The following is a 22,382-nucleotide window of genomic DNA, read 5'->3' as shown; positions in this document are numbered from 1 at the left end:
AATCAGGCTTGACCTGCTTTCGGAACGCGAATCATATAGCCAATACCACGCTTCGTTTCAATAAGAGGAATAACCTTCTTTAAGCTTCCATCCTCATTTTTAATTTCAATACCATCAATCTTTTTACGAAGATAAGAAATATAGGATTCTACGATTGCCGCATCTCCACCCCAATCATATTGCCAAACATGATTGAGAATCTGACTCTTAGACAATACTCTACCTTCATTGTCCATCAAATAATGAAGCAGTTTATACTCCGTAGGACTTAATTCAATTGGAACACCAGATCTGGAAACATCATGCGAATCCTCATTAATTTCCAAATCAGCAACGCGCACAACAGGAGTATCTTCATCTGGATCTTGAGTTCTACGCAATATTGCACGAATTCTCGCAACTACTTCTTCTAGACTAAAAGGCTTTGTAACATAATCGTCGCCACCAACAGTAAGACCCATAATCTTATCCTGAGTGTCGTCTCTAGCAGTAAGGAATAACACAGGAACAGCAACACCATTCTGGCGAATTCGCCTTGTAACCGTAAATCCGTCTATATCTGGGAGCATAACGTCCATAACAATAAGATCTGGATGTACACGCTCAATAACATCAATAGCTTCTGATCCAGAAGCTGCTGTTTCTACATCAAATCCTGCAAAGTGTAGCGATGCTACCAAAAGCTCACGAATTGAAGGTTCGTCATCGACCACAACAATAGATGCTTCTACATTCTTACCCATACTGATTAGCATCACTTATAAAACTGAATGTTTCCTGAGTGTTTCCTGAAAAAAATCGATTTATTTACGCGCCGCATGGCGTCTCTTAGCTCTTCTCAACCCTAGTGATACTTGTTTTAGAATATAGTTTCTTCTCCACAAAATAAGTGCAACAAGAACAAACAAAGCAACAATAATAACAACCATAACGATTGTTGAAACTACACTTGTTCTGGAAGTTACAGAAGTTTTCTTAAACCGAGCAATCTGCTTCATAAGCATGATTGCAGATTGAGACCAATCAGCACCTTGAGAACTAATAAGAGGACGATACGCCGCATCAGAAAGCAAATCCACGGTTGTTTTTCTTTTAAGCCATTCATCAGAATTAGATGAAACTGCTACTACAAGCTTTCCATCATGAGTAGCAACAGCAAGAAGAACAGTATTACGATCTGGATTAGTGCTTGTAAGTAAATCACTAGCCCATTTTGACGGATTTTTATTTCCAGTAAAATTAGATAAATAAAGTAATTTAACCGATACACCTGTTTGTTTTTTGGTTATTGAAATCATATCTGAAACTTTTGTAACAGAATCTCCAAGAAGATTTTCTGTATCCGTAATAGAATCTGTTGCAACAATACCCAAATTCTTAGTGCTTTTATTCTGAGAATCCGCTTTTGATAATCCATCATTAGCAAAAGCTGTTGTTGGAAACAAAACACTTTCGCTCAAAAATACAATAATTACAAAAGCAGATAAGCCTTTAACCACATTGATAAAAAAATCTTTTATAAACTTTCTCGACGGCATATATTCATAATACCGTGTTTTTAGATTACAAGAAACAACCGCAAAATAGAGCAATTTAGGCAAAACAAAAGTTAAAAAATTATAAATTTGATTTATACAAATTAATTTATACAAAAGATAAGTTTGCACGGCAAAAACTAAATGAATAACTATAAGAAAATTAACTACACTAAATGAGGAGAAAAAATGACACAATTTAGAGTTGATTCAGAACAAATTCAGCAATCTGCTGCAGCAGTTGCATCTTCGATTAATGCGATTCGAGACGCCACAAATGGAATGTACGCAAATCTCCAACAATTGCAAAGTGTATGGACTGGTCCTGCAGCTACACAATTTGCATCAACAGCTGGGCAATGGCGTGCAGCACACCAGCAAATGGAACAATCATTGCAATCCATTCAACTCGCTATGCAAAATGCTTCTAACATTTACATGGATACAGAAGCGCAAGCTACATCTTTGTTTTCAATGGGATAAACAAAATAATTAAACAATAGAATAAATAAAAAACGTGAGCGATGACTTGTATTTTATAACAACTCACCGCTCACATATAACAACTAGCTAAAAGCTAAGCAATACGTCTAACTTTTATTTAGTAGCCCATCTCTGCGCCAGCCTGTGGTGCAGCAGCTGGCTTCTCAGGCTTATTAGCAACCACAGCTTCTGTAGTTAAGAACAAGCCAGCGATAGAAGCAGCATTCTGTAGAGCAGAACGAGTTACCTTAACTGGGTCGGTAACGCCTGCAGCCAACAAATCTTCATAAGCATTAGTTGCAGCATTGAAGCCTTCGCCTTCTGGAAGCTCACGGACCTTGTTGAGCACAACGTCTCCAGAAACGCCGGAATTCTGAGCAATCTGCTTGATTGGAGCTTCTACAGCACGGAACACAATTGCAGCACCCGTGGCTTCTTCTCCACTAAGAGCAACAATATCAGCAGACTTCTCAACCTTAGCGGCAGCCTGAACCAAAGCTACACCACCGCCTGGAAGCAAACCCTCCTCGATAGCAGCCTTAGCATTACGAACTGCATCTTCAATGCGATGCTTACGTTCCTTAGCCTCAACTTCCGTAGCAGCACCAACCTTAATAACAGCAACGCCGCCAGCGAGCTTAGCAAGACGTTCCTGAAGCTTTTCGCGATCGTAATCGGAATCAGTGTTCTCAATTTCGGCGCGAATCTGAGCAACACGAGCCTCAACATCTTCCTTAGAGCCAGCGCCAGAAACGATAGTTGTTTCATCCTTAGAAACAATAACCTTTGCAGCATGACCAAACACAGAAGCGTCGATAGAATCAAGCTTCAAACCAAGGTCGTCAGAAACAACCTGAGCACCAGTCAAAATAGCCATATCCTGAAGCATTGCCTTACGGCGATCGCCAAATCCTGGAGCCTTTACTGCAACAGTATTGAAAGTACCGCGAATCTTGTTAAGAACAAGAGTTGGTAATGCTTCGCCATCAACATCTTCAGCAATAATGAGCAATGGCTTACCAGACTTCATAACAAGTTCAGCAACATGAACAATGTCCTGCTGGCTAGAAACCTTGCCAGAAGTGAGCAAAATGTATGGGTCTTCAAGAACAGCAGTCTGATCTTCTGCATTAGTGACGAAGTAAGGGGAAATATAACCCTTATCAAAACGCATACCTTCAGTGAAGTCCAAATCAAGACCAAACTTGTTGTTGTCTTCAACAGTAACAACACCGTCCTGACCAACCTTATCCAAAGCTTCAGCAATCTTTTCGCCAACTTCAGGATCTGCTGCAGAAATAGTTGCAGTAGCTGCAATCTGATCCTTTGTTTCAACATCCTTAGCAGATGCGAGAAGTTCCTTAACAATTGCTTCTGAAGCCTTTTCAATTCCGCGACGAAGAGCGATCGGGTTGCTACCAGCAACAACATTCTTTAAGCCTTCGTGCACCAGAGATTGAGCCAACACGGTAGCGGTTGTAGTGCCGTCACCTGCAACGTCGTCAGTCTTCTTAGCAACTTCCTTTACCAATTCGGCGCCAATACGCTCGTATGGATCTTCAAGATCGATCTCCTTAGCGATTGAAACGCCATCATTAGTGATGGTTGGGGCGCCGTAAGACTTATCAAGAACAACGTTACGACCCTTTGGACCAAGAGTCACCTTTACTGTATTTGCAAGCTTATCAAGACCAGCAAGCATACCCTGACGGGCATCTTCTTCATAGGCAATAATCTTTGCCATTATTCCTCCACATAACTTAACTATGGAACACTCACTCAAACCGTCGAAATCTAACCAACCGTCAGCTGTTGATTAAACCTGCAACATTAGAGTGCTAAATGAAGATTAGCACTCTAAGTGCCCGAGTGCCAACTATATTCAAAAATATATAGAAAAAATCTATAAGCAAAATCAAAAATAGCCAAGCAAAAAGCCACTCTATACGACTTTCTACTCGACTATTTAAGAAATTATTTATTATTGAAATTTATTGCAAAATGAGTAAATAGCAATTTACTTGCACAAAACAACAACTATTGTGGTAGTTATTTCACTAGTTGCCTCAACATTGCTAATACCCAAAGTTTTAGCGACGTCTTGTGCAGCAGCACGATTTTCATCTCCCTTGTACCAAACAACAGAATCCGAAGGAACATTACCTTTAGGATTTGCAGCTTCTACATTTGCATAACCAGCTTGCTTAAGCTTTCCAGCTTCTTGAGCTGCATGACCCTGAATTTTAGTTGCATTAACAACTTTTACTTGAACTGTCTTATTAATATCTGCTGTCGAAGAGTCATTGTTAGCATTAGAGTCTTTAGAAGAATTCTTATCTTCTTTATCTTGCTTTTTATCTGACTTATTTGTTTCTTCTGGGTCCTTATCCTCGTCTGAATCATCGCCATCAGCTTTGTCAGATTTACTCTTGCTCTCATCAATTTTGCCATTTTTATTGCCATTAGAAGACTTGGAAATTGCTGAATTATTTGCACTCCAAGGCATACGAATATTGTTGATTTCTCCAGACATAACCGCCCATGCCAGAAGACCCAACACAACAGCAACAACTAGCACAACAACATATGGGAACAATACAGCATACCACGCGCGATTTCCACGATGTACTCCAACAGGACCTTCTGGTGGATTATCGAAATCATCAGTCGTGAATGACACGTTCTGGCTATTGTTCGCCATAATTGTATCCCTTCCAAAAAATCATTAAAACAGTATGGAATACATACTAGCGAATGCCTCGCACAAAACATAAAATAAATGGAAATATAAAAAATTATTATTATTTGCTGCACATATTTGTCATTTATGTTTTAAAGTTATTAACCATGGAGATTAAACAGCGAAAGTCTTTACACGATTTAATAGACCCAGATTGGGCAGACGCTCTTGAACCAGTAGAACCACAAGTTCACAAAATGGGAGACTTTTTAAGAGATGAACTATCTAACGGGAGGCGATTCCTGCCAGAAAGTCACAATATTCTCAGAGCTTTTACAATACCTTTTAAAGAAATAAAGGTTCTTATTGTTGGTCAAGACCCATATCCTACTCCAGGTCATCCTGTAGGGCTTAGTTTCTGCGTTGCTCCAAACGTTAAACCATTACCTAAAAGTCTTATTAATATTTATAAAGAATTAGTTAGTGATTTAAATGTACCAATGCCAAAGAATGGTGACTTAACACCGTGGACTCAAAAAGGCGTTATGCTACTAAACAGGTGCCTTAGCGTTGAAGTAGGTAGACCTAATAGTCATCAGGGAAAGGGCTGGGAAGAAATTACCGATGCAGCTATTACCGCATTGAATAACCGTGTAGATAATAACGGCAAGCATATTCCTCTGGTTGCAATTTTGTGGGGAAGAAATGCTCAAAGTCTTGCTCCTCTTCTCACAAACGCAATCATTATTCAATCCCCTCACCCAAGTCCTCTTTCTGCCTCTAGAGGATTCTTTGGTTCTCGTCCATTTTCAAGAGCAAACCAGGCTTTAATATCGTTAGGATCAACACCAATAGATTGGACTCTCCCTAGCGAATAGTAAAGATTATTTAAAGTAGTAAAATCATCTAAAGTAGTAAACATCAGTTAGAATGAAACGCATGGCATTATTCCCTCCACAACCAAGCAAACAAAACGATAACGCTAATACTGGCGTATTTAATCTTCCTCCACAACCACGTGCAGTTACACCTAACAATACAATGGTCAGCAATACAATAGCTAATCAAATTGTTGACTCTATAAATCAACCAGTATCTGCTGGTGTTTCTAATGAAGATATTAAACGAGCTCAACAGATCGCTGATATTCTTCGTTCTAGGTTTGCACAAACACTTGTTGGACAGGATTCTCTCAGAGAATCACTTATTTTAACTCTTGCTGCTGGAGGACATATTCTTATTGAGTCCGTTCCTGGATTGGCTAAAACCACAGCGGCTCAGACTCTTGCTACAGCAATGTCTGGAAGTTTCAAAAGAGTGCAATGCACTCCTGATTTAATGCCAGCAGATTTGGTTGGAACACAAGTTTTTGACTTCGCTTCTCAAAGATTCACAACACAAATTGGACCTATTCACGCTAACGTAATTCTTCTAGATGAAATTAATCGTTCTAACGCAAAAACACAATCCGCTATGCTTGAAGCAATGGCAGAAGGCGCCACAACTATTGGTGGAGAACGCATTAATCTTCCTCAGCCTTTTATGGTTATCGCTACACAAAACCCTATTGAAGAAGAAGGAACTTTTAATCTTCCAGAAGCACAAATGGATCGCTTTATGATTAAAGCAATTATGTCGTATCCTTCCTTCAACGAAGAAGTTAGTATGCTGAAGCTTTTAACCAATAGAGGTAGTGACGTTTTCAATCCAGAATCTTTAAATAATCAAAAGATTAGCCTTCAGGATGTCACTTTCTTAAGATCGGCAACTCGCAGAGTACATGTTTCGGAAGCAGTTATGAAGTATGCAGTAGATATTGTTGCAACTTCTAGAGGAGAAGGTAGTCACCCTCTTAAAACTATTTCTTCTCTAGTTAGAATGGGCGCAAGCCCTAGAGCTTCTATTGCTTTGATCCGCATTGGTCAAGCTCAAGCTTTGCTTTCTGGAAGAGATTACGTAATACCGGAAGACGTTAAAAAGTTTGCTCATGATGTTCTTAGACACAGGATTCTTCTTACTTTTGAAGCTTTAGCCGATTCTATTACAAGTGATCAGATTATTGACGCAATAGTGAAAACGGTTCCTGCACCATGATCTTTGCAAATCCGTTTTTTACAAGAATGTTAAAATCTTTTACAAAATCTGATTTTGTGGTACAAGATACTAAAAGAAGCTTATTAGTTTCAAATTCTGCTAAAAAGATTAGGCGAAAGATTGAAGAATTAGATAATCGTCTGAATTTACCTGTAGCCAAAAAATCGTTGGGCGTTTTTGAAGGAGAGCATCCGTCCAATCATAACTTTGGAAATGGTGATTTAGTTGACATTCACTCATGGCAGCCTGGTGATGAAGCTAGAATGATGAACTGGAAAGCTAGCGCTAGACTTGGCGAGCCAATGGTCTCTTCTAGAGAAAGAAACTGTTCTTCTAAGACTTGGATTCTTGTAGATTCTAGCGCGAACATGAATGCTTCATGTTCTTATAATGGACTTAACGAGTATTTGTACGAGGCAGCTTCTAATTCAGCGTGTTTCTTTGCGTCTTTAAGTATAAAACGTAACGATTCATTAAACTGCGTTTTATTTGACGGTAACGATATTATAAAGATTCCTTCATCTAGGAATCTTCCTGATTTTGAACGTAATTTGGATAAAAATATATATAAAACACGTAAAAAACTTAGAGATACAAATACGATCATAAATTTTGCTAATTCAATTAATCAATCACGCGGATTAATAGTAATTATCACGGATGAATATGCAATTTCGTCAAAACATTTTGATGATTTGCAAAAAATTTCAAGACTCCACTCATTGATTGTGGTAACAATATGTCCAATTAATCCATTTAATTCATATAAAGTCACGCCAATAATTGACGGTACAACAATGCGAGAAATTCCAGCATTCTTAAAAGATGATTCTTGCGCTAAAGAAGTTAATACACATAGAGCTTTTGTCAATAACGCATTGCACGAAATTCTAAATAACACAGGATCATCGCTTATACGCGGTTCTTCTAGTGAACAAATATTCCATTCTTCGACGAAATTTATATCGAAAGCTACATTACAGAGTATGTTCTCTGGCGCTAAAAGCAATAAAGATTTACGCTTGAGTTAGTGGGGTAAGTCGATGAGTATTCTTGATGTTAATAAAATTCTAAACGATGATTCAATGCTATTCGCATTTATTGGCTTAAGTCTAATAATCGCATGCGCTGCTTTCGTGGTTCTATATGCTGCAATTTATAAAATGAACACTAAAGTGGATTCTAAGCAAAAAGTTAAAAATGCTGCTCATACATTGAATGCCAATAAGCAAGAATGGCGTAAAAAGATTGATTTAGTGGTAAGCCAATATCATGAAAATAAAATTGAGAAAGATCAGGCTTTTGCAAAATTAGCGCAAATAGCTAGACAATATGTTTCCATAATGAGTGGCGAAAACATTAAATCGCATACACTTGGAGAGATTAGTTCACTTAGAAAATCTTGGAAAAACACTCATGGAGCAGATCTTTTAAGACAAACAATCGCAGCATTATATCCTCCTGAATTTGCAGATAGCACATATAATAATCAAGCTAAAAATACAGATGTGGATCAGGGTGCAAGGTGGGTTCTTATTCTGCTAGAAAGTTGGAAAACAAAGGAGAATAAAAGATGACATTCTCCACATTATCATTCTCAACATTATGTAACTGCCAAATATATAATTATTCAACACTAGTTTCATCTATTTTCTCTATGCGACTTAAATGGCCAATAGTCCTGTTTTTTAGTGTTTTAGCAAGCGTAATAATTCTTATAACTGTATTAGTGATTAGCGAGGTTAAACGACACAGCTTAAAGAATCATTCGTACAATTCAAGAAACATTTTAGAATCAAGCTTTTTGAGAACATTTACTTTAGACGAGGATTTGCAAGGAAGTTTATGTGCTAGAAAATGGAGACTATGGAATATTCTTCGCAAATTCTCTTTTATAATGCTTATCCTAGCTCTTATATGCACTACAATTCTCAGCTCTAGACCTTCAAGAGTTTTAAACGCAAACGAACAATCAAGCTCTAGAGATATTGTTTTATGCTTAGATGTTTCTGGATCTACTCTGCCGTATGATTTGGAAGTTATTAACGCTTATTTGAAATTTGTTGAGCATTTTCAAGGTGAGCGCATTGGTTTGAGTATTTTTAATTCAACTTCTAGGACTGTTTTTCCTCTTACAGACGATTATTCACTTGTTAAAAAACAGTTGCAGTACGCTTCTAAGCTGTTGGATGGAGTTCAAACACAAGACAAAATCGACAATATGCAACAAAAGCAGTATCAGCAGATTTCCACGTGGCTTGATGGTACGCAAAACCGAAAAGAAGCAACATCGTTAATTGGCGATGGTCTTGTTAGTTGCGCTGCAATGATTCCTGGAGTTGTATATGGTTCTTCTAGCAATTCCCAAAAACCTCATAATCGTCTTAATCGTAGTGCATCTATTGTTTTAGCTACAGATAATGTTGTTTCTGGAAAACCAGTTTATTCTCTTAAGCAAGCTTTAGATTTAACAAAGCGAGCTAATATTCAAGTCGATGGATTGTATTCTGGATCTACTCAAAGCGAAAATGAGAACACTACTAATCAGATGCGTGAACTTATTGAAAAAAATGGTGGCATTTTCTTAACTCAGCATAATTCTGATTCTGTTTTAGCTTTGGTACGTAAAATTGAACAGCAGCACACAATTATGCAAAAGGACTCTACACAATCTGCTTTAAGCGACGATCCTAGTATTGCAACAATATTTGCGGTTATTTTTGTAACTCTCTGGCTTATTTCAGCGAGAAGGATAAAACGATGAAAATATCTTTTAGTTGGATTTCGCTAGTTGCTATTGCAATTCTTGGCATTTTGGCATTATATGAAATTTTCCCAATTAATCGCAAAAACCTTAGTTCGGACGAAACAATTTATATGAGGGTTCGAAGAGTGTTAATATGCGTTCTTCTAGCTATTTGTGCATTATGCCCTTGTGTTATGAAAAGCACCTTGCAACGCTCTCTTAATGCTACAAATGTTATATTTGTTTTAGATGTTACTGGCTCTATGAATGTTAATGATTCTAAGGATTTAAACAACAACACAACCACTAGGTTTAATTCTGCAAAACAAATAATAAAACAAATTACAAATAATTACATAAACGCAAGTTTTACTGCTATTAGGTTTGGAGCGTCTTCTAGTGTTGATGTTCCACTTACGCCAGATTCTAATGCAATTGAAAATTGGGTTGATACTATCAACACTGAACCTGTTGGAGTTTCAAATGGAACTAGTTTGGATGCTCCCCTAGATAAAACTCTTCTTGAAGCTAAGGCAATTCATGACGCTCATCCGCAAGACGTTACAGTTTTATATTTAATAAGCGATGGAGAAGAAACAACTTCTAGAAAGCGTAGAACATTCTCATCTCTACGCGGATACGTGAATCATGCTTATGTTATTGGCGTAGGTTCTAAAAATGGCGGGAAAATCCCAAATACCACCACTAAGCTAAATGATTTAGATGATATAAATTCTACAGATTCTTCTACAAAACAATCTGGTAAATGGATTATTGACCCATCTACTGGAAAACCTGGAATATCTAAGATGGATCCGCAGAATCTTAAGAATATAGCTGATGAGATTAGTGGAAAATATGTTGACTCTAGCAAAAATCACTCTATTGGATTAGAAGCAAAAAATATTCTTTCTAAACAATGGAAACAGAACAATACTGTTAAGCCAAGACTTAGACCTGAGCCAATCGTTTGGCCTTTTGCTATTCTTGCAAGCATATTGATTCTTTGGGAATTATCATGCTGGATTACAAAATCAAGGAAGCTTATATGATTAGCAGAATCACACCTAAGTCACTCCTAAGATTTTCTCTTGTTACTTTATCTTCTATTGTTATAGCCTTATGCGCTATATCAGCTTATTTGTCTATTACTAATCTTAAAGCAGAATCAACGTATAATTCTGCCACAAAATCACTAATAAATAACATAAAAGCGTCAAAAAAAGTTGATGCAGATATAGAAATATTGCTCGTATCTCAAAAACAGGTTGATGATCAATTTAGCGAAGCAAAATCGCCATACACTATTCTTTTACCTCACATAAAAAATAGTATTGAACACAACGCACTAATATCTAAAAGACTTACTAGATTCTTACAAAAACAAATTGATGAAGATAAAAAGAATACTGATTCTAGTACACAATCCAACTATAATGACCGAAACCAAAAAAATAATTTGCAGGACAAATCTGGGAATTCTAGTTTAAGCGATTCTCAAAAAAAGAAGGTCGAAGACTTATTAAAACAAAACAATCAAAAAGATCAAGACCAGAATCAAATAAACCAATCTGAAAAAGATTACAGCAATAATGATTCAAATAGTAAGTCCGGAAAAACAAAGTCTTCTAAACAAGAAGATTCAAGTAACAAGCCGTGGTAAAGGTAATAAAAAAATATCTAATAGAATATAAACCCTTATATTTCAATATTTTGGAACCTTTAACCACATTAAAAGATTTTTCGTGACTATTTAAAAAACATTGTGTGTAATACTTTGTATGCATACATTTAATAATTATTACTGGCTGATAGCAAGAACAGAACAATGTTCTAACAGCGTGCTTGGCGAAGCACATTCAAATACTCTTAAAGATTGGCATGGAAAAGCCGCAAACGCGTTCAATGAAGAAATGTTTAATGCTGCCAAAAAAGCATGCGAAATTGGCTCTATTAACTCAAAAATCAACTTATGGAGGTGAATTTAATGCCTTGGAGAGTTAAATCAACAATAACAGGTGGGAAAACCATTAGCGTAGCTGATGCTAGCGAATACAAAACAAAATCCGCAAAATTACAAGAACTATCCAACGATTTCCACTCGTTAAGCACAAGCTGGATGCAAGCTGCGATGCAGATTGAAAGCCAAAAATCATCTGTTTTCTCTGAAAATAACAAAAATTTTAATGGTTATTTTAACGACGATTCTTTACAACCGCTATTGGATCCTGCAGAATGCAGAATAAAATCAAGCCAATGCGAATCGTTATCAAATAAACTTGATGAATTATCTTCTCTAATAATCAGAGCAAATAATCTATATGCTAACGCAGAATACAAAAATAGAGAAAACTTAGATAATCTTGTATCGATTGGTACAAGTATCTTTCCTATTACAGCAGTACCATTCTTTGCAAGCGTAGGATTTAGCATACTTTTAGATATGACTCAAAAAAGCGGTATGAAAAACTTTTCTAAATGGAGTCATGAAACTGCACCAATTCAACAAGGCTTTATTAGAGGCTTTTCTAAGCATTTTTTAATAAACCCCGTAACAGGAATCCCTATTCGTCTTTTTTCTAGTATTCAAGAAAGAAATTCAAATAAACATTCAAAAGCACCAGTTTCCACTTTTGCAAGCGCATTAAGCTTGTTTAGCGCAAAAATCAACGATGCAAACCAAGGGAATAGTCTTAAAGTAACAAAAATTAGATTACCTCACAGAGAATATTCGAAAATATTGCATTACAGAGGAAGCAATATTAGTCAAGCTCTTGCAAATCTAACAGATCTTTCAAATGGAAACCTTGGCGTAAAACCGCCTAAAATAAACGCAGATGCAGCAACAATAGCAATACAACGCTTTAAGAAAAAAGACGGTAGCATATCTTGGCTTGTTACAATACCTGGAACAGATGGCAAACCAAAATCTCCTTTTGGATGGCCACAAAACGCAGAAGTTATGAGTAGTTCTAAAAACGTAAGACAAAATGCAGACAGCATAAGAATGGTTATAGAAGCCATGAGAAAAAGCGGAATTAAAGCAAAAGACTCAGTTATTCTTGTTGGACATTCACAAGGAGGAATTGTAGCTGCAAGCATAGCTAGCGATTACTCAAAACAATACAACATAAAACACATAGTAACTGCTGGATCTCCAATAGCAAACCATCCAATACCAAATAAAACTTGGGTCACAAGCATAGAAATGGAAGACGAACTAGTTCCTACCTTAGATGGCGCATCTAATCCAAATAGAAATAATTGGGTTACAATACATGGAACTGCCAAGAAAAGCGCTATTGCTCACAATGGCACAATCGCCCCTAAAACAGCTCATAATGCAATATACAATTCACTTGTTGTAAATGGAATAAAATCGCAAAACAAAAATAAAGAAAATAATAAGAAAAACAATAAACAATACAGAACTAAAAGTTATAAGAATGAAAAACTTTTTGAAAAAGATGGAATCTTAGTGAAAAATGTACCAGAAGAAGGAACGCTCACGCATGATTTGAATTATCATAAAGCAGCTTATGAAGACTCTCATCAACTTGGATCTAAAGAGATACGAATGCAAGAAGAGCATTTTAGAAAAACATTAGGTGACGAATTAGAAGAAACAACACTATGGCAAGGAATTATGAGCCATTAACTATGCGCCATTAACTAATAACCGCTCAAAACACCTAGTAGTTTCATGCCATGCTGTAACCTTTAAAGTATGAAGCTTACTGATATTTGCCCTGCTATTGCTTTGACTCCGCTAGACGGAAGATACCACAATCAAACTGTTGATCTTGTAGAATTTCTAAGCGAACCAGCCTTAAACCGCGAGCGCATGCGCGTAGAGGTTGAATGGATGATCCTTTTAGCAAACGGATACAAGGGAAACGGATTCAAAACCATTGTAGACGGCGTAAATCCTTTAACAGATGAAGAATGCGATTATTTGCGTGCAATTCCAGAAAATTTTGGAGCAGAAGGAATAAAACGCCATGCAGCTCACGAAGCTATAACACATCACGACGTTAAAGCTGTTGAATACTACATTGACGACGAGTTAGACAAAGCAGAGCAAGTATTAGGGCATAAAACCCAGCTTAGCAATCTTAAAACATTAGTTCATTTTGCATGCACGAGTGAAGATATAAACAATCTTTCTATAGCTAGGTGTGTAAAAAATGCGGTTGAAAACGTATACACGCCAAATTTGAAAGCTATTGTCGATTACTTAACTCAAAAAGCACAAGAGTATAGAGATATGCCAATGCTATCGCTCACTCACGGTCAGCCTGCCACTCCTACAACTTTAGGTAAAGAGCTTGCAGTGTTTGTTTACAGGCTAAATCGCCAGCTAAAACACCTTAGCTGCCAAGAATATCTTGGAAAAATAAACGGTGCTACTGGAACTTTTGGCGCTCATCTTGCTGCTTTCCCTAATGTTGATTGGCTTAGCGTTTCTAAAGAATTTGTAGAAAATAGAATGGGTCTTTGTTTCAATCCTCTTACAACGCAAATCGAAAGCCACGATTGGCAAGCAGAGCTTTATAGCACAGTAAGTCACATTAATCATATTCTTCACAATCTTGCTGTAGACGTGTGGATGTACATTTCTCGCGGCGTTTTTGTACAAGTTCCAGTTAAAGGAGCTACAGGATCTTCCACAATGCCTCACAAAGTGAATCCTATTCGATTCGAAAACGCGGAAGCAAATCTTGAGATTTCTTGCGCACTTTTCGACACTCTTTGCGCAACTCTTACCGAAAGCCGTTGGCAGCGAGACTTAACAGATTCAACTACTCAACGAAACGTTGGATCCGCATTCGGCTATGCTCTTCTTGCTTTAAACAATCTTCTTGGAGGCTTAAAGTCGATTCATCCAAACACGCAAATGATGAGCGAAGAGCTTAACAGCAACTGGGAAGTTCTTGGAGAACCAATCCAAACTGCTATGAGAGCTCAAGAAATTGCTGGCGTAGAAGGAATGGAACGCCCATATGAGCAGGTTAAAGAATTAATGCGCGGTCATAGTATTTCTAGACAAAATGTTGAAAAGTTTATATCTTCTAGAAACTTTGATACAGAAACAGCAAATAGGTTAAAAGCTCTTACACCAGAATCTTATACTGGTATTGCATCTAGGCTGGTTGATTTTATTCGATAAATTTTATTTAATAAATAAACGGTGTGGTTATGCAATCGCAAGTAGAAGAAAATTTGGTTATTAATGACACGAGGCCTAAATTAGTTCGTAATTGGGCTGACTTGATTTACGCGATTATATCTATTGCACTAGGAACTGCGGTTGTACTGTTTACAATGTGTTTTTCTGGCACAACCGCAGGCGTAGAGCACGATGCAAAAAATGCTGGAAAAATTATTGTGTGGATTGTAACTGGATTACCATCTTCTCTTTTCCAGCAAGCAATTACAATCGCCATAGTAGCTAGCGTAGTAATTTCTATGATTAACGCAAGACGTTGGATTGACACAACGATATCTACACTAACCTTGCTATTAACATATCCTCTAGTATGGTATATTTCTTATCTTCTCACTGCTTTAAATAATGCTCCACTATTTACATCATTTAACTCAATTTCCAGCAGTCACGGTACTGAATTATTGCCAGACATATACGCGGTAATAGTTGCTTTTTTAACCGTTAGTGGACCTAGACGAGATAGTAAAGTCGTAAGAATATCTTGGCAAGCATTAATAATTGCTTCACCTATACTAATAGTCACATCATGGCATTCACTAACAGGTGTTTTAACATCTTGGTGTATTGGTCGCGCTATAGGTACAATAATCAGATTTATTAAAGGCACTCGCAGCAAAGGTGCTTGGGGAAAAGATATAGTTGACGCATTAGAAAATATTGGAATTACTCATCTTGTTCAATTAAACAGACGTACACTAACTACAGACCATAATGGTGTTCTGAAATCTAGCCTTGATGACGATCTGATTGAAAATTCAAGGCTATACGATGCGATTGATATTCATGGAACAAGATACGTGATTTCGGTTCTAGATAATCAGGTTCACTTGCCAGGATATCTAAATCAGCTATGGCAATGGATTAAGCTAATAGATATACCAGTTAGACGAGATCGTTCTGCAAGACACTCCATACATCATCATCTTTCAATGCTTCTTGTTCTTAGGAGCTTGCACTTAGCTACAGCAAACGTTTATGGAGTAACAGATTGTGGAAAATCTTCAATAATGGTATTCCACACCGATAATGTACTTGTGCCATGCAATTTAAACACGCTTACAATTAAAGATGCGGAAAGACTTATGCGCTACCTCGATATTGCAAACAATCGAGGAATAACACATAGAAGAATAAGCCCAGAAACACTTGCAAGGCTAGAAGATGGAACTCCGGTTATTGCAGGATGGCAAAATGGCGATGTGGCTAGCGACGACACCAATATTGCTTTAGACAAAGTACAACTGTTATCAATAATCGCAACATGCATTGATACAAGTAGCGCTATAGACGCTGCTATGAATACTTGGGGCGCAGATAAGCTAGCTCAAATAATGCCTTTTATGCAAAAAGCTGCTATTCCTTCATCAACTAGAGCATTAACGTCTTGGAATAAGAAATTGTTTGAAGAACTTAAAACTAAGCTAGGTGAAAAGGTATGCGAGCACACAGATAACGAAGATTATGATACAGTGCGATTAGCCCGTTTTAATATTAGATTCTTCGTTACGCTGATTCTTATTGTTGCAGCTCTGGCTGCTATTGCAACACAGTGGCATCCTCAAGAAATTGTATCTGCTCTTAAACGCGCGGATACATTAATGGTTCTATTATGCTTTGCATTCAGCTTGCTAGCTTGGGTAGGTTCTGCGATTACAGTTGGATCTTTTATGGACGATTCACGCCCTTCTGCTGGCGTTCTGTTTACATCACAAGCTGCTTCTGGGTTTACAGCTGTTTCCATGCCAGCTGGCGTAGGACCAGCCTTTGTGAACATGCAAATTATAAAAAAGAATGGGTATTCGGCTGCTCAAGCCACAGCCATTACAAGTGCAGTTTGGCTTTTACAAGCACTTGTTACAGCTTTAGTTATGTTCTGCGTAGGCATTTTTACTGGTAAAAATGTGCTTTCTGGAATGATTCCTACACACATGCTCATAACAGTAATAGGAATAGTAACGCTAATCATATGCACTTTTATGATTATTACACCTATTCGAAAATTTATACGTAAAAGATATCTTCCTATTCTTTCAGATTATGGTAAACAGATTAAAGAGCTAATAAGTAGCCCTAAACAGCTCATTAAAGGCACTGTAGGCGGTCTTATTCTTGTTTTTGCAACAGGACTGGGATATTGGGTAGCTCTTCTTGCTTTCGGCTACTATGCAAACCCTTGGGAAACAGTGCTACTGTTCCTAGTTGCCAATACTGCTGGTTCCGCTGTTCCTACACCAGGTGGATTGGGAGCTGTTGAAGCTTCACTTACTTTTGCTTTTACCTCAGTTGGAATTCATCCGACTATCGCATTATCTGCTACCCTACTTTACAGACTCATGTTCTACTGGCTAAGAATACCAATAGGCGCTTTTGCTATGAAAAGTCTTAGTAACCGCGGATTAGTTTAGACCATATAACTTATGCTTAAAAAGCTAGACAGCTTAGTATGGTCTGCTTAAAATCTTGAAAAACCAACTTTCTTATTATATAAGATTATTTAGTTGATAATAGTATAAATAAACCTATATAAGGCATTTCTACGATTTTAAAGTATTTTATCAAGCAAAAAATCTAAAAAATCGTAAAAAAATCTCGGAAAAACGGCGAAAAACCGCGCATTTGTAGGGAAAATGTATTAATATCTATGAGTGAAAGTGGTCTTTGGAAGAGAAGGCCCCTAACACAAAGGATGCTTGTATGGCATACAACAAGTCTGATCTCGTTTCGAAGATCGCTCAGAAGTCCAACCTTACCAAGGCACAGGCCGAGGCCGCTGTCAACGCATTCCAGGATGTGTTCGTTGAGGCTTTGCAGTCTGGTGAAGGCTTGAAGCTCACTGGCCTGTTCTCCGCTGAGCGTGTAAAGCGCGCTGAGCGCACTGGCCGCAACCCACGCACTGGCGAAACCATTAAGATTCCTGCATCTTACGGTGTTAGAATCTCCGCTGGTTCTTTGCTCAAGAAGGCAGTTACTGAGTAGGTTTAAACGATAAGCGTAAGACTTACAAGCAAACGAGGAACGCTCCCAATTTTGGATTTGTTCCTCGTTTTTTTATACCTAATATGATTTTGTATGCGTTAAGCGGAAAACAGAATAAAAAAAAACGCGGTGAAAATCACCGCGCCACCTGTGCGCCAGACAGGATTCGAACCTGCAACCTTCTGATCCGTAGTCAGATGCTCTAATCCGTTGGGCTACTGGCGCATGTTTCCGAAGCCTTAGGAAATCGTTCCCTTGTTTTCGGCAACTTGACTAATATACAACCATATTCACAAAAACACAACCCTTGGCGTGTCGCCAAGGGTTGCAGCTAAAACATAAAAATCTAAAAAGTAAAAACTACTTAAGACCTATGTTCAAGAACTTCATCTACCATACCGTATTCTTTAGCCTGAGGAGCTGTAAGAATCGTATCCACCTCAATATCTTTACGAATACGCTCAATATCCTGACCAGTATGCTTTGCAAGAGTGGATTCCAACCATTCGCGCAAACGCAACATTTCCTTAGCCTGAAGCTCTATCTCAGTAGCCTTACCAAAATCCTGACCCATAGCAGGCTGATGAATAAGAACACGAGCATTTGGCAGAATCATACGCTTACCAGCAGAACCAGCTGCAAGCAAAATCGCAGCAGCCGAAGCAGCTTGCCCTAAACACACCGTTTGAACATCTGGCTTAATATACTGCATAGTGTCGTAAATTGCCGTCATAGCTGTCATAGAACCGCCTGGAGAGTTAATGTACATCATTACATCCCTATTTGGATCCATGCTTTCTAGAACCAAGAGCTGAGCCATAATGTCATCAGCAGAAGTGTCATCAACTTGTACACCCATGAAAATAATACGATCTTCAAAAAGCTTAGTGTACGGATCTTGAGTTTTCATACCATAAGGAGTCTGCTCGCCAAATTGAGGCAAAACATAACGATTCGTAAACACACCACTGGTTTGACCAAATCCACCCAAGCGCTGGGCGCGTGCAACAAACTTTGCTTCTTCACTTGCCATATAAAATCACTCCTCCCCACGCATAGAAGCTGGAGTGGTGACAATCTTATCCACAAAACCATACTCCAAAGCCTGCTGCGCAGTAAACCAATGATCATACTCATTGTCACGGTAAATTTCTTCAACTGTATGACCAGTCTGCTGCGCAGTAAGCTCAGAAAGAGTCTTCTTCATATCCATAATTAACTCAGCATTAATACGCACATCAGTTGCAGTACCGCCAACGCCACCAGAAGGCTGGTGCATAAGAACACGTGCATGAGATGTAATAAAACGCTTACCAGGAGTACCAGAACTCAGTAAGAACTGACCCATAGAAGCAGCCATTCCCACAGCAATAGTAGCCACATCTGGCTCAATAAGCTGCATAGTATCATAAATCGCCATTCCTGCCGTAATAGACCCTCCAGGCGAATTTATATAAAGCCAAATATCTTTTTTAGGATCTTGCGCAGCTAGCATAAGCATCTGTGCACAGATGATATTAGCATTTTCATCCTTGACTTCAGAACCAAGCCAAATAATACGATCCTTTAAAAGTTGATTAAAAATCGAATCCATTGGATTTTGTGGCTCCCCTTCTTGCATAATGGGAGAAGCCGTAAACAGCTCAGTCACCTTATCTCCTTACAAACATTTTGAATATATCTAGACTATCGTGTGCGTGTGACCGCAAAAAAATGCGAAATAAATCGCTCAACACAATTAGCTACGCAATTGGACACAATTGCAGCAAATAGCATAAGAAAAAGTAATGCAAACGGCGCATTTACTAATTCAGCAACTAAAAGCCAAGCCATAATTGGAGCTTTTCTGGAAGATGCAAGTAAAGAAACAGCGCCAATAATAGATACAGAAATTGCAGAAACTTGCGAAATGTCAAAAACTTGCGAAAGCGCAGACGTTGAAAAAATAGCGTATAAAATCACACCAAAGCAAGCGCCAGTCGAAATACTCGGCTGCAAAACGCCTCCAGAGGCACCGTAACGCAAAACCAACAAAGTCGCAAGCATTTTCATCATTGCAAGAAGCAATAAAATAGTCACAATATGTGAACTTTCTGCCAAATACGGAAAACTAGCTACAGAAAAAGCAAGCTGAGAAAGCGACCTACCATTCCCCATAATATGCGGAAACCAACAAGCCGCAACACCAATAACTAAGCCAGCTACAGGCATAAAACACAGCATTTGTATGCCACGCAAAGCATGAGTTCTACACCAAATAATACCCAAGCGAAAAACGTAACCAACTAAGCCGCACGCTGCACCAACAACAACAGTTAAAACGCAAATTTGCCAAGAAATCACGCAAGAAAATTGCGAAATATTGTAGTATCTAGAATGATGCAATAAAAATTCAACAACAAACGCAGCAACATAATTCATAACAAGAGCAAAAGGCAAGCAATGCAAACGCTCCGAGCGCGCAATATTTTTAGCTGCATTATCTATTAGCGAGCCATTCTCGCGATTTAGCCACGCATAAAAACCAAAACCTTGAGTTTTACTAAGCAAACCTAAAGAAAGCACGGTGCCAGCTAAAGGCGCGTGGTACACTGCAGCCAAGCCAGCGCCTGCAGCAGACGCAACAAGTATGCGCTGAGTTTTAACAGACATATGAAAAATACTGCTGCAACGCTGAGCAATCATTGCAGCTAATTCTCTAGGAGCTACTTCCCTTCCGATTGAAATTCCAGAGCCAACAATGCCGATTTGCAATAAAACATGTGCAATAGTAGAAAAAATTGGCATTCTACTGCCACTAACGGCTTGTGGAATAGTAACGATTCGAGGAGGATTTTCTCTTTTTCGCAAAAAATACCAAGCCAGTGCAGCAATAGTCATAGCAATTGTGCCAGGTAGCACGTATCGATACCAAGGAAGAGCTGAAAATACAGTGTTTTTAGCAGATTCAATTGAGCCAAAAGCAAGGTATTGTACAGCGTAAAAAATAAGCGTAAGAACTGTAGCTCCTAGGCCAATAAGAACGCCAAGGGCAACAGAGACTGCAATAAAACACGCTAGACGAATTGCAAAACTAAATAACTTGCAAGATTTACCGAATCTGCAAAATCTGCAACAAGCTTCATGCTTAGTTTTAGCACTATTATCCATAATGTCTCGCAATTCTTAAGATTTTCCTATAATAATCGTAATTATTTAATTAGATATAAGTAAGACCCAGTGGAGCTAAACTCCACTAGGTCTTAGATTAAAATCTAATAGAAGATACTAACTTACTTTTCAGAGGTAAGCTCATCAGCAACAGCTGCAGCAGCGGAAGCAGCTTTAACGCTTTCGTCTTCTGGCTCCTCTTCTTCCGTTAAGAAAGCACTCAAGTCTATAGCCTCTCCACCAGCTACGAACTTCACAGCACGCATACCAGCAAGCAAGCCCTTAGAACGAGCAACTTCCTGAACAGCGGAACCAAGCTGACCATTACGAACAATAGCGTTAATAAACTGGCTTGGATCCATTCCGTACTGCTGAGCAACAGAAACCAAGAAGTTTGTAACGTCTGCTTGAGAAACAGAAACATCGAGGCTTTCTGCCAAAGCGTCGAGAACCATTTGGTCACGAAGCTCCTTTTCTGCAGCCTTCTCAGCTTCTTCCTTCTGCTCTTTAGTAGCCTTTTCAGGATCTGGAGTCATACCCTTAAGATGTTCAGCAACAGCCTTTTCTTTAACACCCTTTGGTACAGGAATCTCAACCTCTTCCTGAATCTTAGCAATAAAGGCATCGCGAGCCATAGTAGCCTGACGACCCTCATTTGCCTGCTCGCAAGACTTACGAACATCAGCTTTAAGCTCTTCGAAAGTATCAAACTCAGAAGCTTCCTGAGCGAAGTCATCATTAAGCTCTGGCAATTCCTGAGTCTTAACAGAGTTAACCTTCACCTTAACCTGAGCTTTTTTACCCTGGTTCTTTCCAGCCTCAAGAGTGCCTTCAAAAGTGGTCTCTTCGCCAGCGGAAAGACCTTCCAAAGCTTCATCCAAACCATCAAGCATGGTGTTGGAACCAAGCTCATAGCTCACGCCATTCTGAGAATCAGCAACCTCATCGTCGATTCGAGCTTCCAAATCAATGTTAGCAAAATCACCCTTCTTAGCTGGGCGATCAACACCAACAAGAGTACCGAAGCGCTGACGCAAAGCCTCAAGACGAGCATTAACATCATCGTCTGTAACTTCTGGCTTTTCTACTTCGATTTCTACACCCTTGAACTTGTTAAGCTTGAACTCTGGACGACGCTCAACAGTTGCAACAAACTTAAGCTTAACCTCGTCTTTAGCAGATTCTGGGACTTCCTGAACATCAAATTCTGGCTGATCCATTGGGCGAATCTTCTTTTCTTCCAAAGCCTTAGAATAAAGCTCTGGAACAGCAGAATTTACAGCTTCACCGGCAACAGCTCCGAAGCCAACTCGCTGATCGACAATCTTGCCTGGTACGTGTCCCTTACGGAAACCTGGCACGTTGATTTGCTTTGCGATCTCTTTACGAGCCTGATCCATAAATGGCTCAAAATCTTCGAGATCTGCGGTAATGGTGAGCTTAACCTTAGTTGGCTCAAGATTCCTGACGCTGATTTTCACGCTTCAT

At 38.6% G+C, this 22,382-nt stretch carries 21 protein-coding genes and 1 tRNA gene; 13 read left to right on the top strand and 9 right to left on the bottom strand.

What is annotated here, in order from left to right; genetic code table 11:
* Positions 1-2: 2 nt before the first annotated feature.
* Positions 3-743, bottom strand: a complete 741-nt coding sequence (locus HXT25_RS05855) for a response regulator transcription factor (RefSeq protein ID WP_422118796.1) — start codon at positions 741-743, stop codon at positions 3-5.
* A gap of 60 nt (positions 744-803) precedes the next feature.
* On the bottom strand, positions 804-1,538 hold the full coding sequence (locus tag HXT25_RS05850) for a TPM domain-containing protein (protein WP_004118026.1): 735 nt from the start codon (positions 1,536-1,538) through the stop codon (positions 804-806).
* Between the two features lie 186 nt (positions 1,539-1,724).
* Between HXT25_RS05850 and HXT25_RS05845 the strand changes: the two genes are divergently transcribed.
* Positions 1,725-2,018, top strand: a complete 294-nt coding sequence (locus tag HXT25_RS05845; protein WP_004115363.1) for a WXG100 family type VII secretion target — start codon at positions 1,725-1,727, stop codon at positions 2,016-2,018.
* A gap of 118 nt (positions 2,019-2,136) precedes the next feature.
* Here the strand turns inward: HXT25_RS05845 and groL are convergent, their stop codons facing one another.
* Positions 2,137-3,762, bottom strand: coding sequence for a chaperonin GroEL (groL, locus tag HXT25_RS05840; RefSeq protein WP_004112644.1), 1,626 nt, complete (start codon positions 3,760-3,762; stop codon positions 2,137-2,139).
* A 273-nt stretch (positions 3,763-4,035) separates the two neighbouring features.
* On the bottom strand, positions 4,036-4,719 hold the full coding sequence (locus HXT25_RS05835) for a LytR C-terminal domain-containing protein (protein ID WP_004138477.1): 684 nt from the start codon (positions 4,717-4,719) through the stop codon (positions 4,036-4,038).
* A gap of 146 nt (positions 4,720-4,865) precedes the next feature.
* Here HXT25_RS05835 and HXT25_RS05830 point away from each other — a divergent pair, with 146 nt between their 5' ends.
* The 12 genes from HXT25_RS05830 to HXT25_RS05775 all read left to right on the top strand — a co-directional run bounded on the left by HXT25_RS05830 (position 4,866) and on the right by HXT25_RS05775 (position 17,744).
* Positions 4,866-5,576, top strand: a complete 711-nt coding sequence (locus HXT25_RS05830; protein WP_004118032.1) for a uracil-DNA glycosylase — start codon at positions 4,866-4,868, stop codon at positions 5,574-5,576.
* 61 nt (positions 5,577-5,637) lie between these two features.
* Complete coding sequence (locus HXT25_RS05825; RefSeq protein ID WP_032812301.1) at positions 5,638-6,792, top strand: AAA family ATPase; 1,155 nt, start codon at positions 5,638-5,640, stop codon at positions 6,790-6,792.
* Entirely contained in the window at positions 6,789-7,823 is a 1,035-nt protein-coding gene (locus tag HXT25_RS05820; protein ID WP_422118795.1) for a DUF58 domain-containing protein, read from the top strand. The genes HXT25_RS05825 and HXT25_RS05820 overlap by 4 nt, the downstream gene beginning before the upstream one ends.
* Positions 7,824-7,835: 12 nt before the next feature.
* A complete protein-coding gene (locus HXT25_RS05815; RefSeq protein ID WP_004118045.1) occupies positions 7,836-8,369 on the top strand; it encodes a hypothetical protein in 534 nt (177 codons plus the stop codon).
* Positions 8,366-9,556, top strand: coding sequence for a vWA domain-containing protein (locus tag HXT25_RS05810; protein WP_004118047.1), 1,191 nt, complete (start codon positions 8,366-8,368; stop codon positions 9,554-9,556). The genes HXT25_RS05815 and HXT25_RS05810 overlap by 4 nt, the downstream gene beginning before the upstream one ends.
* Positions 9,553-10,590 carry a vWA domain-containing protein gene (locus tag HXT25_RS05805; protein WP_020760246.1) on the top strand — a complete coding sequence of 346 codons (1,038 nt, stop codon included), beginning with the start codon at positions 9,553-9,555 and terminating at the stop codon, positions 10,588-10,590. The genes HXT25_RS05810 and HXT25_RS05805 overlap by 4 nt, the downstream gene beginning before the upstream one ends.
* Entirely contained in the window at positions 10,587-11,201 is a 615-nt protein-coding gene (locus tag HXT25_RS05800) for a DUF6466 family protein (RefSeq protein WP_004115401.1), read from the top strand. The genes HXT25_RS05805 and HXT25_RS05800 overlap by 4 nt, the downstream gene beginning before the upstream one ends.
* Positions 11,202-11,319: 118 nt before the next feature.
* Positions 11,320-11,520: a hypothetical protein gene (locus HXT25_RS05795; RefSeq protein ID WP_009994208.1), complete on the top strand. Its 201-nt coding sequence runs from the start codon at positions 11,320-11,322 to the stop codon at positions 11,518-11,520.
* Positions 11,521-11,525: 5 nt separating this feature from the next.
* Positions 11,526-13,196 (top strand): esterase/lipase family protein, encoded by a 1,671-nt coding sequence (locus tag HXT25_RS05790; RefSeq protein ID WP_180979804.1) that lies wholly within the window; start codon positions 11,526-11,528, stop codon positions 13,194-13,196.
* A gap of 69 nt (positions 13,197-13,265) precedes the next feature.
* On the top strand, positions 13,266-14,708 hold the full coding sequence (gene purB / locus HXT25_RS05785; protein WP_422118794.1) for an adenylosuccinate lyase: 1,443 nt from the start codon (positions 13,266-13,268) through the stop codon (positions 14,706-14,708).
* Between the two features lie 29 nt (positions 14,709-14,737).
* Positions 14,738-17,173, top strand: coding sequence for a lysylphosphatidylglycerol synthase transmembrane domain-containing protein (locus HXT25_RS05780; RefSeq protein ID WP_422118793.1), 2,436 nt, complete (start codon positions 14,738-14,740; stop codon positions 17,171-17,173).
* A 289-nt stretch (positions 17,174-17,462) separates the two neighbouring features.
* Positions 17,463-17,744 carry an HU family DNA-binding protein gene (locus HXT25_RS05775; RefSeq protein WP_004112617.1) on the top strand — a complete coding sequence of 94 codons (282 nt, stop codon included), beginning with the start codon at positions 17,463-17,465 and terminating at the stop codon, positions 17,742-17,744.
* A gap of 151 nt (positions 17,745-17,895) precedes the next feature.
* Here HXT25_RS05775 and HXT25_RS05770 read toward each other — a convergent pair.
* The 5 genes from HXT25_RS05770 to tig all read right to left on the bottom strand — a co-directional run bounded on the left by HXT25_RS05770 (position 17,896) and on the right by tig (position 22,375).
* Positions 17,896-17,969, bottom strand: a tRNA-Arg gene (locus HXT25_RS05770).
* Positions 17,970-18,108: 139 nt separating this feature from the next.
* The gene (locus HXT25_RS05765) at positions 18,109-18,777 is read right to left on the bottom strand and encodes an ATP-dependent Clp protease proteolytic subunit (RefSeq protein ID WP_004112616.1); all 669 of its coding nucleotides are present in this window, start codon (positions 18,775-18,777) and stop codon (positions 18,109-18,111) included.
* A gap of 6 nt (positions 18,778-18,783) precedes the next feature.
* Positions 18,784-19,395 carry an ATP-dependent Clp protease proteolytic subunit gene (locus tag HXT25_RS05760; protein ID WP_004112615.1) on the bottom strand — a complete coding sequence of 204 codons (612 nt, stop codon included), beginning with the start codon at positions 19,393-19,395 and terminating at the stop codon, positions 18,784-18,786.
* Between the two features lie 35 nt (positions 19,396-19,430).
* Positions 19,431-20,894 carry a chloride channel protein gene (locus tag HXT25_RS05755; RefSeq protein WP_246979123.1) on the bottom strand — a complete coding sequence of 488 codons (1,464 nt, stop codon included), beginning with the start codon at positions 20,892-20,894 and terminating at the stop codon, positions 19,431-19,433.
* A gap of 122 nt (positions 20,895-21,016) precedes the next feature.
* Positions 21,017-22,375: a trigger factor gene (gene tig / locus HXT25_RS05750; RefSeq protein WP_004115416.1), complete on the bottom strand. Its 1,359-nt coding sequence runs from the start codon at positions 22,373-22,375 to the stop codon at positions 21,017-21,019.
* Between the last annotated feature and the right edge of the window lie 7 nt (positions 22,376-22,382).

It is taken from the genome of Gardnerella sp. DNF00476 (assembly GCF_049262735.1).
GTDB lineage: Bacteria > Actinomycetota > Actinomycetes > Actinomycetales > Bifidobacteriaceae > Bifidobacterium > Bifidobacterium vaginale.
This window is presented reverse-complemented; position numbering and strand designations above follow the sequence as displayed.

Bases quoted from the DNA above. Each gene is read 5' to 3' on its own strand.
- HXT25_RS05775 (WP_004112617.1), top strand. From the start codon at position 17,463: ATGGCATACAACAAGTCTGATCTCGTTTCGAAGATCGCTCAGAAGTCC.
- HXT25_RS05795 (WP_009994208.1), top strand. From the start codon at position 11,320: ATGCATACATTTAATAATTATTACTGGCTGATAGCAAGAACAGAACAA.
- HXT25_RS05830 (WP_004118032.1), top strand. From the start codon at position 4,866: ATGGAGATTAAACAGCGAAAGTCTTTACACGATTTAATAGACCCAGAT.
- HXT25_RS05845 (WP_004115363.1), top strand. From the start codon at position 1,725: ATGACACAATTTAGAGTTGATTCAGAACAAATTCAGCAATCTGCTGCA.
- groL (WP_004112644.1), bottom strand. From the start codon at position 3,762: ATGGCAAAGATTATTGCCTATGAAGAAGATGCCCGTCAGGGTATGCTT.
- HXT25_RS05805 (WP_020760246.1), top strand. From the start codon at position 9,553: ATGAAAATATCTTTTAGTTGGATTTCGCTAGTTGCTATTGCAATTCTT.
- HXT25_RS05800 (WP_004115401.1), top strand. From the start codon at position 10,587: ATGATTAGCAGAATCACACCTAAGTCACTCCTAAGATTTTCTCTTGTT.
- HXT25_RS05815 (WP_004118045.1), top strand. From the start codon at position 7,836: ATGAGTATTCTTGATGTTAATAAAATTCTAAACGATGATTCAATGCTA.
- HXT25_RS05780 (WP_422118793.1), top strand. From the start codon at position 14,738: ATGCAATCGCAAGTAGAAGAAAATTTGGTTATTAATGACACGAGGCCT.
- HXT25_RS05855 (WP_422118796.1), bottom strand. From the start codon at position 743: ATGGGTAAGAATGTAGAAGCATCTATTGTTGTGGTCGATGACGAACCT.
- purB (WP_422118794.1), top strand. From the start codon at position 13,266: ATGAAGCTTACTGATATTTGCCCTGCTATTGCTTTGACTCCGCTAGAC.
- HXT25_RS05835 (WP_004138477.1), bottom strand. From the start codon at position 4,719: ATGGCGAACAATAGCCAGAACGTGTCATTCACGACTGATGATTTCGAT.
- HXT25_RS05765 (WP_004112616.1), bottom strand. From the start codon at position 18,777: ATGGCAAGTGAAGAAGCAAAGTTTGTTGCACGCGCCCAGCGCTTGGGT.
- HXT25_RS05755 (WP_246979123.1), bottom strand. From the start codon at position 20,894: ATGGATAATAGTGCTAAAACTAAGCATGAAGCTTGTTGCAGATTTTGC.
- HXT25_RS05825 (WP_032812301.1), top strand. From the start codon at position 5,638: ATGGCATTATTCCCTCCACAACCAAGCAAACAAAACGATAACGCTAAT.
- HXT25_RS05790 (WP_180979804.1), top strand. From the start codon at position 11,526: ATGCCTTGGAGAGTTAAATCAACAATAACAGGTGGGAAAACCATTAGC.
- HXT25_RS05810 (WP_004118047.1), top strand. From the start codon at position 8,366: ATGACATTCTCCACATTATCATTCTCAACATTATGTAACTGCCAAATA.
- HXT25_RS05850 (WP_004118026.1), bottom strand. From the start codon at position 1,538: ATGCCGTCGAGAAAGTTTATAAAAGATTTTTTTATCAATGTGGTTAAA.
- HXT25_RS05820 (WP_422118795.1), top strand. From the start codon at position 6,789: ATGATCTTTGCAAATCCGTTTTTTACAAGAATGTTAAAATCTTTTACA.